Annotated in this window: 11 protein-coding genes; 10 read left to right on the forward strand and 1 reads right to left on the reverse strand. The window is 39.0% G+C overall.

Annotated features, from left to right (window positions below; genetic code table 11):
* Positions 1–2: 2 nt before the first annotated feature.
* From NEOC65_RS04475 to ftsW, 10 genes are all read left to right on the forward strand, one after another.
* Positions 3–3,164 carry an efflux RND transporter permease subunit gene (locus NEOC65_RS04475; protein WP_213155878.1) on the forward strand — a complete coding sequence of 1,054 codons (3,162 nt, stop codon included), beginning with the start codon at positions 3–5 and terminating at the stop codon, positions 3,162–3,164.
* Complete coding sequence (locus NEOC65_RS04480) at positions 3,157–4,620, forward strand: efflux transporter outer membrane subunit (protein WP_213155880.1); 1,464 nt, start codon at positions 3,157–3,159, stop codon at positions 4,618–4,620. The genes NEOC65_RS04475 and NEOC65_RS04480 overlap by 8 nt, the downstream gene beginning before the upstream one ends.
* A gap of 19 nt (positions 4,621–4,639) precedes the next feature.
* Positions 4,640–4,930 carry a transposase gene (locus tag NEOC65_RS04485; protein ID WP_349305295.1) on the forward strand — a complete coding sequence of 97 codons (291 nt, stop codon included), beginning with the start codon at positions 4,640–4,642 and terminating at the stop codon, positions 4,928–4,930.
* Positions 4,931–5,312: 382 nt separating this feature from the next.
* Positions 5,313–5,666 (forward strand): type II toxin-antitoxin system RelE/ParE family toxin, encoded by a 354-nt coding sequence (locus tag NEOC65_RS04490; protein WP_213155884.1) that lies wholly within the window; start codon positions 5,313–5,315, stop codon positions 5,664–5,666.
* A complete protein-coding gene (locus NEOC65_RS04495) occupies positions 5,659–5,970 on the forward strand; it encodes a helix-turn-helix domain-containing protein (protein ID WP_166154811.1) in 312 nt (103 codons plus the stop codon). The genes NEOC65_RS04490 and NEOC65_RS04495 overlap by 8 nt, the downstream gene beginning before the upstream one ends.
* A gap of 1,284 nt (positions 5,971–7,254) precedes the next feature.
* On the forward strand, positions 7,255–8,580 hold the full coding sequence (locus tag NEOC65_RS04500) for a UDP-N-acetylmuramoyl-tripeptide--D-alanyl-D-alanine ligase (RefSeq protein WP_213155886.1): 1,326 nt from the start codon (positions 7,255–7,257) through the stop codon (positions 8,578–8,580).
* On the forward strand, positions 8,561–9,811 hold the full coding sequence (gene mraY, locus NEOC65_RS04505) for a phospho-N-acetylmuramoyl-pentapeptide-transferase (RefSeq protein ID WP_166155559.1): 1,251 nt from the start codon (positions 8,561–8,563) through the stop codon (positions 9,809–9,811). Before NEOC65_RS04500 ends, mraY begins: the two co-directional genes overlap by 20 nt.
* Positions 9,812–9,822: 11 nt before the next feature.
* Positions 9,823–11,163, forward strand: coding sequence for a UDP-N-acetylmuramoyl-L-alanine--D-glutamate ligase (murD, locus tag NEOC65_RS04510; RefSeq protein ID WP_213155888.1), 1,341 nt, complete (start codon positions 9,823–9,825; stop codon positions 11,161–11,163).
* Positions 11,164–11,189: 26 nt separating this feature from the next.
* Positions 11,190–11,939, forward strand: a complete 750-nt coding sequence (locus NEOC65_RS04515; protein WP_213155890.1) for a LysM peptidoglycan-binding domain-containing protein — start codon at positions 11,190–11,192, stop codon at positions 11,937–11,939.
* Between the two features lie 37 nt (positions 11,940–11,976).
* A complete protein-coding gene (ftsW, locus tag NEOC65_RS04520; RefSeq protein ID WP_249299051.1) occupies positions 11,977–13,140 on the forward strand; it encodes a putative lipid II flippase FtsW in 1,164 nt (387 codons plus the stop codon).
* 80 nt (positions 13,141–13,220) lie between these two features.
* Here ftsW and NEOC65_RS04525 read toward each other — a convergent pair.
* The coding region (locus NEOC65_RS04525; RefSeq protein WP_213155892.1) for a tetratricopeptide repeat protein at positions 13,221–13,794 on the reverse strand (574 nt) is incomplete at its 5' end.

Below are 13,794 nucleotides of genomic sequence, written 5' to 3' on the forward strand. Positions count from 1 at the left end.
GAATGAAAATTTCCAACTTTTTTATCGACCGCCCCATCTTTGCTAGCGTCTTGTCGATTATTATCATGTTTGCCGGTTTCATTGCTTTAATGAATTTGCCGATTGAGCAGTACCCCAACATTACCCCCCCACTTATCCAAGTTTCTACCTATTATCCAGGCGCGGGGGCCCAAACCATTGCTGATAGCGTGGCCGCTCCTTTAGAACAGCAAATCAATGGGGTGGAGAATATGATTTATATGTCTTCCCAAAATTCATCTTCAGGCAATTATCTTTTGAATGTGTATTTCGAAGTGGGTTCTGATCCTAAAAAAGCCCAAATTGATGTCAATAACAACGTAAGTAAGGTATTGGCTCAATTACCTGAGGAAGTGCAACGCCAGGGAGTAATCGTACAAAAGCAGACTCCTAATATTCTTTTGTTTGTAGCTTTGCAATCGCCGGATGGTCGTTATAATGATATTTTTATGAGTAATTATGCCACTATTAATGTGGTAACTGAATTACAGTTGATTCCCGGAGTAAGCCAAGTTAGCATTATAGGGGCTCGAGATTATGCGATGCGCATATGGCTTAAACCCGATCGGATGGCACAATTGGGAATTACGACATCCGATGTAGTGGATTCTATTAGGGAGCAAAACAGCCAGGTACCAGCTGGTATGATAGGAGGAAACCCTACCTCTCTACCTATTGAGCTAACTTTACCCATGCTAGCTACTGGGCGATTAACGACGGCAGAAGAATTTGAAAACATTATTATCAAAGCAAATGCCGATGGTTCGATGGTTTTTGTGAGAGATATAGCAGAAGTTGAGCTGGGTGCTGCTAATTATGACGTAAATGCTAAGCTTAATAATAAGTCGATGACAGCCATTGCTATTTATCAGCAATATGGAGCCAATGCTCTAGAAGTTGCCGATAAGGTTAAAACGAAGATGAAAGAATTAGCTACCAGATTTCCCAACGGCATCGAATATACTATCCCTTATGATACCACCAAATTTGTAAAAGCCTCTATTCATGAAGTGGCCATTACTATTTTAGAAGCTGCCATATTAGTGGTTTTAGTGGTGCTTCTTTTCTTGCAAAATTTGCGGGCTACCTTGATTCCGATGCTTGCCATGCTTGTATCTATCGTGGGAGCATTTGCAGGGATGCTTGTTCTGGGATACTCCATCAATACTTTAACATTATTTGCAATGGTTTTGGCTATCGGTATTGTAGTCGATGATGCAATTGTCGTTATTGAGAATGTTGAACATAATATGCGCGCCTTAAAATTATCAGCCCCAGAAGCTGCTAAAAAAGCCATGGCCGAAGTCTCAGGTCCTGTAATAGCCATTGTTTTTGTACTGTGTGCAGTCTTTATTCCCGTAGCCTTTCTAGGTGGAATTACAGGCGAGCTCTATCGTCAGTTTGCTATTACTATTTCCATTGCCGTGGTGATTTCAGGCGTGGTTGCGTTAACCTTAAGTCCTGCGCTTGCTGCTCTATTGTTGAAGCATAAAAAAGAGGATTCAAAATTTACGATTAGATTTAATCATGCTTTTGAAAGGTTGGGAAATCGATATGTAAAAATTGCACGCCTACTCCTTATGAATCCTCTATGGGCTCTATCTATTTTTGTAATCGTTTGCTCGGCCGTAGGTTTTATGTATAAACTAGTACCTTCTAGTTTTATTCCTATCGAAGATCAAGGTTATATCATGGCAGTCGGCATGCTGCCCGATGGGGCTAGCCTACATCGCGTCGATGCTGTAACTAGCCAGATAGATAACCTAGCCAAGACTCATCCTGCTGTCACCGATGTGGTTGCCCTAGATGGTTTTGGATTATTAGATGGTTTAAATAGAAATAACCAATCTAGCTATTTTATCGTATTCAAAGATTGGAGTAAGCGAACGGGCAAGAATCAAGCGGCTCCAGCCTTATTGCAGCAGTTAGCTCCTAAATATGCAGCTTTGCAAGAGGCGGTGGTTATTCCTTTCAATCCACCTGCTATTCAAGGCATTGGCAGTGTGGGCGGCTTTGAATTTTGGGTACAGTCCAGATCTTCAGGTAATATTGAATCTTTGGAAAAATACGCAAAAGAAATTGTTGCTAAGGCTAACCAAAGTCCTGTCCTTAGGGGTGTTTCTACCAATATTGACGCTACGGCTAAACAATTTTTTCTTTCCTATGATCGTGAAAAATCTAAAAGCATGGCTGTCTCCATTGCTGAGGTTTATCAAACTCTACAAGCCATGATGGGCTCTTTATATGTTAACAATTTTAACAAGTTTGGCCGCGTATATAACGTCTATGTGCAAGCAGAAGATATTTACCGTAGTACTCCTTATAAGCTTGGAGAGATCTATGTCAGATCTTTAAATGCAAGCATGGTTCCTTTAAAATCCTTGATAAATATACGTAATATCAAAGGGCCTTCTCTGATTAGCCGCTTTAATAGTTTTAATGCCGCCAGAATCAATGGAAGTGCAGCGGCAGGCTTTAGCTCAGGCCAGGCCATGGCTGCTATGGAGGAGATAGCGCGAGAGATACTTCCTCCTGAAATGTCATTCTCATGGGGGGGACAATCCTATCAAGAGAAAAAAATGGTAGGCACAGGCCTTAAAGTCATGGCGGCGGGTCTATTCATGGTTTTTCTGATACTGGCAGCCCTTTATGAAAAATGGTCTCTGCCTTTTTCCATTTTAATGGTAGTGCCTTTTGGCCTCTTGGGAGCCTTTTTGGCTGTGTGGATGAATGGAATGAGCAATGACGTCTATTTTCAAGTAGGCTTGATTACCTTAATTGCTCTTTCTGCAAAAAATGCAATTCTTATTGTAGAGTTTGCGGTGATCAAGCACCAAGAAGGCTTGCCTTTAGCAGAAGCGGCTTTAGAAGCTGGAAAGCTGCGCTTAAGAGCTATTATGATGACTTCATTAACATTTATACTAGGCGTTGTGCCTTTATTTATGGCTAAAGGAGCAGGAGCTGCCAGCCGTAATTCGGTGGGCACGGGCGTCTTAGGGGGAATGATAACAGCTACCTTTCTAGCTATTTTTTTTGTTCCATTTTTCTATAAGCTATTAGAAGAAATAGCAAATTGGAGAGGAAAAAAAGCTGGCTATCCATCCATACAAACTTCTAAAGAAACATCGGACAAGACAAATGTATAATTTAAAGGCAAAAGCTTACAAAGGCGGGCGTTTTTTTCTCGCCTGTATAGGCTTATTTATAGTTTCCTCTTGTGTATTTAGGCCAAATTATACACGTCCCCCTGTCAATGTTCCTGAAAATTGGCGCTTGCCTGTTCATGAGGCGTGTGGCTTAGCAAATATCTATTGGTGGCAGCAACTAGGCGATCCTGTATTAGAAGCTTTAATTATAGAAGCTTTAAAAAATAATTACACTCTGCAAGCAGCGATGGCTTCGGTAGAAGCTTATTATAGCCAATTCAGAGCCACTAACTCCCAGCTTTTTCCTCAAATCACGGGGGATGGTAGCGCCTTAAGGCAAGGGCTTTCGGCTCAGTCTAATTTAGGTCTTGCGCAAAACTTACGTTTAATAAATAGCTTTTCTGCCTTGTTATCTTGTGCTTATGAATTAGATATTTGGGGACGTCTAGGTTCTGCTTCTGATGTGGCTTTAGCTCAATATTTAGGGGAAATTCAAGCGCGCCGCACTGTTATCCTTACCTTAGTAAGTGCGCTAGCCAATAGCTATATTACTTTACGGCAATATGATGAGCAATTGCAAGTGGCGCAGCAAACTCTAAACTCCTTTCAAGAGTCTTTGGAATTGATGACAGATCAATGGGAGCAAGGAGAAAGTTCTGAATTACCTATTACCCAAGCAAGCGCAGAAAGAGACACTGCTGCTAGCCTTGTTAAACAACTAGAAGTTAATGTAGCTCAGCAAGAAAATCTTTTATGTATTTTACTAGGGCGTAATCCCGGTAATATTAGGCGGGGTAAAATACTTGAAGAGCTTGCGCAACCTCCTTCCATTCCTGCTGGATTGCCTTCCGACGTGCTAGAGCAAAGGCCAGATGTGATGCAAGCCGAATTGAATTTAATAGCTGCCCATGCCAATGTGGGAGTGGCTAAAGCTAATCTATTCCCTCGTATATCTCTTACCGGTTATTATGGAAATCAAAGCTTTGCATTAAATACGCTTTTTAAAGGTGCTGCTTGCGCTTGGCAAGTCGGTACAACTTTTAGCGAGCAGATATTTAATGGGGGTCTCTACATTGCTCAATTAGATAAGGCGCATGCGCAAGAAAAGCAAGCGTTGTTTTCTTACTATAACACTATACAAACTGCTTTTAAAGAAGTAGAAAATGCATTAATTAGCCATTCTAAGAGCTTAGAAGTATTAGAAATACAAAAAGATCAAGTGCAAGCTTTACAAAAATCTCTTGCACTGGCTTCACTAGCCTATGATAATGGCCAGGTGGATTACTTAAATGTTTTGGATGCCCAAAGAAATCTGTTTTCCGCACAGCTTAACTTAGTGCAAGCTCGCAGTGCTACCTATACTACCTTTATTGGAGTCTATAAAGCTTTAGGAGGGGGATGGGTACAAGAGGCGGATACATTAGCTACTGAAGGGCAAAATTGCGTTTATCCCTAAAAAATTATATTCTATTCAGATTTGTTATACAGGTACTTGTAATTCTCTTGTGTTTAACTTTTGGCTAGAAAAAAAATTGATACCCGAGCTTAGAGTAGGGCAAGTTCTGATTATGGATAATGCTACCCTCTATAAATCGCAAGCCACTCATGAACTTATCAAAAAGGCAGGATGTGAGATTTTATTCTTGCCGCCTTATTCTCCAGGTTTAAACCTTATTGAAACCTTTTGGCCTAATTTTAAGAAGATCGTAGCAGCAAACTTAAGCACATCTTCTACTCTTGCCAAACCATTAATTAATCTTTTTTAAGTATATGTCGATGATAAGAAGTATAAAATTTAAATCACTATAACTACAGTATAGGGGCTTGAGCAGGACTTGCTGGAAGTTTATGAGCTTGTATAAAGAAATCAAATACATCAGTGGCTGGTCATAAGCTGTATCGAGATTTTATCATATCTTCCCTAGAAGCTGACTTGTATAATTTATCTCTTCTACATTAAATGCTTGATGCAAGTTTTAAAGCATTAAAAAATTAATTTCTCAAAAAATGTCTATAAAGGCAAATGCATTAAAAATGATAGCTTGATAAGCGGATTATAAAGATGGCATATTAGAATGGCTGTTAACTTATGCAATACAAAATAGAAAGCATTTGACTATCTATCCTACAAGGTAGTACAATTAAGTTATGAAAAGACAGATTTTACAGACAAAAATTTTCGAAGAAGAGATTGAAAGGCTCATAAAGAAAAGAAAGCTAAAAAAGGAAGATTTCGATGATTTCAAAAAAAGCTTAGCCGAAAACCCAGAGCAAGGGGATGTAATTACTGGAACAGGGGGAATAAGGAAAGCTCGTTTGAAATCAACTTCTAAAGGGAAAAGGGGTGGATTTAGAGTATGCTATTTAAATATAGAAGATCGAGTAATTCTTTTCTTGTTGTTCATTTATTCAAAAAATGAGCAAGAAAATTTATCCCAAGAAGAGAAAGGGGAGTTAAAACAAATAGCTGAAGCAATCAAAAAAAGGATTAAAAATGAGTAAGTTATTTAAAGGGCTTAAAAAAGGGCTTGAGGAAGCTCTAGCATTCACAGAAAGAAAGGTTACGCTTAAGTCAGAGCTTATCGAAATCCCTGAGCCTCCAAATGAATATAAGGCTATCGATATTAAAAGAATCAGAGAGAAAAATCATTATTCCCAAGGAATTTTTGCAAAAGTTTTAAATGTAAGTGTAAAAACAGTTCAATCTTGGGAATCCGGAACCCGCGCTCCAAGCCATGCAGCGCTGCGACTTTTAGAAATTGTAGACAAAGGTTTTTATGATCCTCAAATTTTTAAGCCTCTATAATTGTGATAGTTTCATGGTCGTTTTTCCAGTTAAAAACTGAGTCTGCTTACAGAATGTAGGGATTAGCCAAGTAGGTTTTTGGAAATGCTCGGTTTCCTCCAAAGTTGAGATGTTCGGGTAGGCTATGTTAATTAGCGAAAATTTTTCTAATACTTAAATTAGTTATACAGCCCACATTCCGCGGGTTAATTTCCATTAACCTATAATTTCTGAAATGAGGCTTGAGTCAAAACATAAACTCTTACTCATTAAATAGTTAATCAATCCTCCTATAGTCATAATAGCATTTAGATTATGATGGATTAATTAATTTATCATATTCCCTTATCTCAATTTCATTGCATAGTGTAAAAACAGTCCTACGGAGGTAAAGTCCTTGCTACAATACTTTTTCATCTTCCATGTTTTCGCTTTCTTTGCTTAGGGAGGAACACAAATAGGCTTTTCTAAAAAAACTGGGGGCCCACGTTCCCCTCTTTGAATTTAATTCCTTGATTGCTAACTCGTTAAAAAAATTAATTCTTTAATTTAAATTCTATTCCTTAATACTAAAAAATAATATCTTGGGATTGTTACAACCTGCGGAATGTGGGATACAGGTACTTGTAATTCCCTTTTATTTTACTTTTGGCTAGGAAAATATTGATGCCAGAGCTTAAAGCAGGTCGGCTTGTAATTATGGACAATACTATCTTTCATAAATCCCAAACCACCCATGAGCTTATCAAAAAGGCAGGTGTAAGATGTTATTTTTGCTGCCTTATTCTCTGAATTTAAATCCTATTGAAACCTTTTGGGCTAATTTGAGAAGATTTCTATAGCGAACTTAAATAAATTTTCTACTCTTGCTTAAACCATTGATTTCTCTTTTTTAAGTATACGTTAATGGAAAGAAATATAAGATTTAAATCACTATTTTTTCTCCTACTCTGCCAGTTATGCAATAACATCCTTTTTACCAAAAAGTTTGCGAAGAGACTGATTTTTTCAACAGGAGCATGCCGACTCTTACGAAGAGGGATTAGGGGGGAGCCTAAAAGCGGGATTTAGTTTAAAAAAGATGAGCGTATTTATCCTCCTTTAGATGTTTTCTGCTTAAGAAAAAGCCTCCAGTCATAAGTTGAACATTTAGCAAGGGAAAAATCTTTTATTTTTCTTGCTTGGAATAGCTCAGCAGCTTAACCTATTATTTTTCTACTAACCTTACTAGTACTCTTATTTTTTGCCATAAAATTTATGCACAGTTTTCATGTTCAAGAGCTTGCGTCTATCTTTGGCATGCCGATGCCAAAAGATCAGGCTGTCTTTACAGGCGTGAGTGTAGATAGCCGTTTGCACCGGCCAGAAAATTTGTTTTTTTCCCTTCCTGGCGCTCAAACTGATGGGCATCATTTTTTAGAGAAAATAGCTTCTCAAGGGTCGAAAGGAGCTGTAGTTAGCAGGGATTATGATGGCCCAGATTATGGCATGCTATTAATCCGCGTAGAAAATCCTTTACTAGCTCTGCAAAATTTAGCTCGATTGATTATTAAGCAGTCTAAAGCTCGCGTGGTAGCAGTGACCGGCTCTGTAGGTAAAACGACTACTAAAGATTTTATTACGACAGTTCTTAAAGAAAAATTTAAGGTATCCTCTTCTCCCGGCAATAGTAACTCACAGATTGGCGTGCCCTTAGCTATTCTTAATCATACAGAGGGTCAAGAAGAGATCATCGTTTTAGAAATGGGGATGAGCCATCCGGGAAATCTAAAAGCACTCATTGATATAGCCCCGCCTGAATGCGCCATAATTACCCAGGTTGCCTTGGCACATGCTTGTAACTTTGATTCATTAGAGGCAATTGCTTATGCGAAAGCTGAAATATTAACCCATGCTAGTACCGCGTTAGCGATCCTTCATCGAGACATCATTAATTATTCGGAGATAATAAAAATAGGGTCTTGTCGAAAATTATCTTTTTCTTTTGATCATCCCCTAGCTGATTATAGTATTGCTGCTACTCAAACAGATGGTCTAGCTGTTAGATCAAAAGAGCAAATTTATAAGCTGGGTAGCTTTCCTATCTTAGGAAAGCATCATCAAGCTAATTTTTTAGCTGCAGTCGCTTGTGCAGAATATTTCGGTATGAGCCCCAAGGAGATTGCTTTGGGTATGAGCAAGCTAGTTCTGCCCGCATCAAGAGGGCAGCTGATAGAAAAAAAAGGAATTCTTTTTATCAATGATGTGTATAATGCTTCACCACTTTCTGTAAAAGCTGCTCTTAAAAATATCCCTTCTCCTAAAAAAGGAGGGCGTAAGATAGCCGTTTTAGCCGATATGCTAGAGTTAGGTCAATTTTCTAAAAAAGCTCATGAGGAAATTGGAGAGTATGCTTTAAATCAGGTAGATAGTATGTTCTGTTATGGTGCAGAAAGCCGTGTGATATTTGATTGTTGGCACAAGTACGGTCGATCTGCCTATTGGTATAATCATCGTGCAGAGTTGGTAGATGTTTTAAAGAGCTATTTACAAGAGGGGGATGTGGTGCTGATTAAAGGATCAAAAGGGACCCAGATATCAAAATTATTAGAGGAATGGGAGAGTGGCCCCAATGATCATATTTTTAGTTGACTGGTTGAAATACACATTGAATATTAAAGTTCCTATGGTGTTTACCTACTATTCCACTCGTATGATATTGGCAGCTATAACTTCCTTAATCATTAGCATTTTCTTGGGACCTTATTTTATTAAAAAGCTTTACGAGCTTAAGATTGGCCAAACTATTCGAGTCGAAGACTGTCCTTTACTAGGTCAGTTGCATGAAAAGAAGAAAGATACTCCCACGATGGGAGGGGTTTTAATTCTTTTTTCAATGTTAATTTCTATGTTCTTATGGATGGATATCAGTCATGTGTTTACTCTCATCTTATTTATCACTACCGTTTGGCTAGGAGTGGTAGGGGGTTATGATGATTATTTGAAACTTAAACATAAAAATCCTAAAGGTTTATCAGGTAAGAAAAAACTATTTTATCAATTTACCTTATCAGCCTTTATAGCTTTATACCTGCTTTGTCCCTCCGTTTCTTCCTCTATTCAGATGAAAAATTGGTTTGCCCCTCCTATTGTTAAAGAGCAAACAGCCACTAAGACTAAATGGGGTCCGCTAGTGGTGAAACAAGAGGCTACTCATTCCTCGGGTCCTACAGCAATTTCTTTGAAAGATTATGCGACACGTATTTACTTACCTTTCATTAAAAACCACTGGCTGGTTCTTAAGGGGGCCTTGACTCTAGTAGCCGCTTTGTTTATCATGTTTGTAATCACCGGTTCTTCTAATGCGGCGAACTTGACCGATGGCTTAGATGGTTTAGCGGCAGGATGTTTAATTATCGTAGCGGGTTGCTTAGCTTTAATTGCTTTCGTTTCTAACCACATCCAGATCGCGGGCTATTTAAACATCCTTTATATTGAAGGAAGTGGGGAAATAGCTATTTATCTAAGCGCGTTGATGGGCGCCTGCTTAGGCTTTCTATGGTATAATAGCCATCCTGCTCAAGTTTTTATGGGCGATACTGGCTCCCTAGCTTTAGGAGGGATCATAGGAGTATCGGCTGTCTTGTTAAAACGCGAATTGCTCTTAGGCCTTGTTGGAGGGATATTTGTCGCTGAAGCGCTATCAGTCATCCTTCAAGTGCTAAGTTATAAATACCGCAATAAAAAGCGTATATTTTTATGCGCGCCTTTGCATCATCATTTCGAGTATATGGGGTGGGCTGAAACGAAAGTAGTAACTCGTTTCTGGATCATCGGCTTGCTATTAGGCATACTTGGCATTGCGTCGCTCAAATTTCAATAAGAATTCCTACAATGAAGCTAAAGAAAAAGAGAGTCTTAATAATTGGATTAGGTTTAAGTGGACGTGCAGCTGCAAGCTTCTTGCTTAAAAGACAAGCTTATGTATGGGGCGTTGATGACAACTTAGAATTATTGAAAAATCACCAAGAAATCAAAGATTTGATAACTTTAGGGCTTGTAGCCAGACATGAGGCTGAGAAACTTGAAATTCAAGATTTTGACTTTATTGTGGTTTCACCTGGCGTTCCTCCTTCCAATCCCCATTATCTCCAAGCCCGGCAAGCAGGTATTGAAATCTTAGGTGAAGTAGAATTAGCTGCACGTTTTATCAATCAATCCTTATTAGCCATTACCGGTACCAATGGTAAAACCACTACCACCTTGCTAGTCGCTCATGTTCTAAATGCTAGTGGTAAAGCTACGCGTGCACTAGGTAATTTAGGAGCCCCTCTAACAGCAGAATTAGATGCCTTGACAGTGGGTGCCGAAGAGGATATATTGGTGGCAGAATTGAGTTCTTTTCAATTAGAAACTCTCCAAAGCGCTGTAATAGATGCAGGTGTGGTTTTAAATATTACCCCTGATCATCTCGATCGTTACCCTGACCTGCAAACGTATGCGGCGACAAAACTCCATCTTAAAGATTGCTTAAAGCCTGAAGGGAATTTATATGTCTATGAGGCTGTATATAACGAATATAAAAAGCTTTTAGGAGCTTTTAAGCCTTTAACCTATGGCTACTCTTCTTCATGTAACTTTTACTTGGATCATCACTTTATCTATGGAAAAGATCAAGACCCCTATCCTCTACCTTTAGCTTATCAGGGTGTAAAGGATCATGATGTAGAAAATATGCTGGCTGCTTACGCATTATGCAAGGAAAAGGGAGTCACTTCTGAACAATTCTTTAACGCCCTTTCAACTTTTAAAAAGCCTGCCCATCGTCTTGAATTTGTGCGTTCTTTCAAGGAAGTAGCCTACTATGATGATAGCAAGGGAACTAATGTAGATGCTGTTATCCGTGCAGTCACTTCTTTAAAAGGCGAAATAATTCTGATTGCAGGAGGTGTGGATAAAGGAGCTGCCTATACACCTTGGATCAAAGCTTTTGCTGGCCATGTTAAATATGTGTTTGCCATTGGTCAAGCTGCGATGAAGATAAAAGATGATTTAGCCTCTAGCTTTCCTGTCCAGGAACGGTCTACCCTAGAAGCAGCAATAAAAGATGCGACAGCGCTTGCAAAACCTGGCCAAGTTGTATTACTATCTCCAGGCTGCTCCAGCTTTGATATGTTTCGCGACTATGTACATAGAGGAGAAGAATTTAAACGTATAGTTAATACCTTAGAATAAAAGATTACCCTTGATGAGGTTCAACAATGAATCGTAGAGATACCATAATTATCGCTGTCCTATTAAATGCAGCGTTGCTAGCTATTTTATTTATGATGGCCGTCCGTCATGAGGACCCAACAGATGAATTTCATCACGCTCCTCAGATTATCATGGATACTAATAAACAATTGACCCCTTCCTCTCAAGCGTTAGTTAACTCACCCTCTGATACTTCTATAGGCTCTACCCAGACAGGCGATGAAATTGACAATGTGCTGAAACACTATGCCGATAGTCCTCATCTTATCCTTGTGGAAGAGGAAGGAGAATTGGGAGATAAAGAACTATCCGCCTCTCTTCCTACCGATAGGTCAGAGTCTCAGCAAATTTCTACTTTAGAGGCATCTACCCAACCTTCTCAACTGGTGACCATTACGGTTAAAAAAGGAGATGCCTTAGAAAAAATTGCTCGAGCCAACAATACGAGCGTAGAAGCTATCAAAAAAGTTAATCATTTAACCAGCAACCGCTTAAATATTGGCCAGCTTTTAAAAGTTCCCGTAGGCACTAAAAAAAACCATTTAGATCATGGACAACAAAAGCCTTTAGTCAGCAAAGAGCCTACTCCTATTTCTTCGGCAGGGCCAGAGCTTTATACAATTAAAAGTGGGGATAACCCCTGGAAAATTGCCAAACAATTTAATGTTAAGTTTGATGATTTATTGAAGATGAATAACTTGGATGAAGAAAAAGCCCGTAATCTCCAAGTCGGCGATAGAATTCGTGTAAGATAAAAGATATAGGGTTAAACGGATGAGGATTCTACCTTTGATGAATGCGCACACAAAAATGATGGGAAAAAAGTCTACTCTTTCCTTTCCCCCTATCTTTTGCCTGCTTTTTTTATGTGTCTCTATCATTTATGTGCTAGGCCTCATCATGGTCTATAGCACGACTTCAGCTGAAGTGATGGACATGGAATTAAACAAAAGCACCCATCAAGCCTTAATTAAGCAGCTTATGTATGCAGCTATAGGCCTTAGCCTAGCAGGGGGAATAGCAAAAATAGGCTATCGTACCTTAATAACCTTGAGCCCCTGGCTTTTAGGCATTTTTAGCTTTCTATTATTCATAACTTTAATTCCAGGCATTGGCCGTGAAGTGAATGGCTCTAGACGTTGGCTAGCTATTTTAGGCTTATCTTTACAGCCTTCAGAGTTTGTCAAGTACATCATTCCTGCCTACTTTATTCATCATTACCTAAAGTTTTCTGGAAAAGCCTTTACTTTTTATGCCTTCCTTAAGCTTGTAAGTACGATAGCTATTCCTATGCTTTTAATATTAGTAGAACCTAATAATGGTACCACCGCAGTAATAGCTATGTCTGTGCTAGTGCTTTGCATTTTGATGAAAATCAGCTGGAGGTACTGGGCCCTCCCTTTGCTAGCCTGCCTATGTGTAGGAGGAGCTTTTGCCTATCATCTTTCTTATGTCTCTGCACGCCTGAAGGTTTATTTAAATCCTGAACTAGATCTTAAAGGTAAAGGGCACCAACCTTATCAAGCAAAGATTGCCGCTGGGTCAGGAAGATTATTAGGTAGGGGACCCGGCAACAGCATGCAAAAGCTAAGCTATTTACCGGAAGCTCAGAATGATTACATTGCTGCTATCTATGCCGAGGAATTTGGTTTTATAGGTGTGTGTATATTAATTACTCTTTATCTATCGATTGCTTGTCTCGGCTTTTATATTGCTAATGCCTCCTCCAGCCTAGAAGGATTCTATTTTTGTGCTGTCATTACTTTTTTAATTACCTTCCAAGCTTTTTTAAATCTAGGCGTAGTATCTGGTTTATTGCCCAGTACAGGCTTAAATCTGCCTTGGTTTAGCCAAGGGGGTAGCTCTTTAGTGGCTAATATTTTGGGGTTAGGGATTATTCTAAATATTTCACAGGATGGGAAGCTCCATTTGAGTCATTTGCCTTTTCAAGCTTAAGATTAATGGCGAGCGCTTTATTGATATAATCAGCTGCTTGCTTTAAATCGTTTTGTTCTTCATAAATTTTTCCTAGTATATTAAGCGTCTATTAAGCCAGGATGTATTTTTTCAAACCGATTCATTTGGATTTTGAACGAATAATTGATGAACTTAGCTGCTTCTTCTAAATTTCCTTGTTTTTGGTAGATTGACCCCAGATCACCATAACCTAATGCCACAGTAGGATGATTTACACCCCAATGTCTAATACTAATATCGAGTGCTTTCTTGATATATTTAGCCGCCTGTTCTAAATGGCCTTGGGCTTGGTAAATTTTTCCTAAATTGTTGTAAAGAGTTGTCGCTCTGGGATGATAATCACCAAAAAGCTTGAGGTCAATAGCAAGCGCTTTGTTAGCATACTCAGCCGCCTTGTCTAAGTTGCCTTGCACTTTGTAAATTTGGCCTAAATTATTGTAAGAGGTTGCCACAGTAGGATGGTTTTCACCAAAAAGCTTAAGGCGAATAGCCAGGGCTTTATTGCTATATTCATTTGCCTGTTTTAAATTGCCGTGCTTTTGGTAGATTGTTCCTAGAGTGTTATAAACCGTTGCCACAGTAGGATGGGTTCCACCAAAAAGTTTAAGTAAAATGACAAGGGCTTTGTTAGTA

Origin of the sequence: Neochlamydia sp. AcF65 (genome assembly GCF_018342435.1) — a bacterium.
Classification (GTDB): Bacteria; Chlamydiota; Chlamydiia; order Chlamydiales; family Parachlamydiaceae; genus Neochlamydia.

What these genes read in the sequence shown, in the direction of transcription:
- ftsW (WP_249299051.1), top strand. Translation starts at nt 11,977, where the DNA reads ATGAATGCGCACACAAAAATGATGGGAAAAAAGTCTACTCTTTCCTTT.
- NEOC65_RS04480 (WP_213155880.1), top strand. Translation starts at nt 3,157, where the DNA reads ATGTATAATTTAAAGGCAAAAGCTTACAAAGGCGGGCGTTTTTTTCTC.
- mraY (WP_166155559.1), top strand. Translation starts at nt 8,561, where the DNA reads ATGATCATATTTTTAGTTGACTGGTTGAAATACACATTGAATATTAAA.
- NEOC65_RS04515 (WP_213155890.1), top strand. Translation starts at nt 11,190, where the DNA reads ATGAATCGTAGAGATACCATAATTATCGCTGTCCTATTAAATGCAGCG.
- NEOC65_RS04490 (WP_213155884.1), top strand. Translation starts at nt 5,313, where the DNA reads ATGAAAAGACAGATTTTACAGACAAAAATTTTCGAAGAAGAGATTGAA.
- NEOC65_RS04475 (WP_213155878.1), top strand. Translation starts at nt 3, where the DNA reads ATGAAAATTTCCAACTTTTTTATCGACCGCCCCATCTTTGCTAGCGTC.
- NEOC65_RS04500 (WP_213155886.1), top strand. Translation starts at nt 7,255, where the DNA reads ATGCCAAAAGATCAGGCTGTCTTTACAGGCGTGAGTGTAGATAGCCGT.
- murD (WP_213155888.1), top strand. Translation starts at nt 9,823, where the DNA reads ATGAAGCTAAAGAAAAAGAGAGTCTTAATAATTGGATTAGGTTTAAGT.
- NEOC65_RS04495 (WP_166154811.1), top strand. Translation starts at nt 5,659, where the DNA reads ATGAGTAAGTTATTTAAAGGGCTTAAAAAAGGGCTTGAGGAAGCTCTA.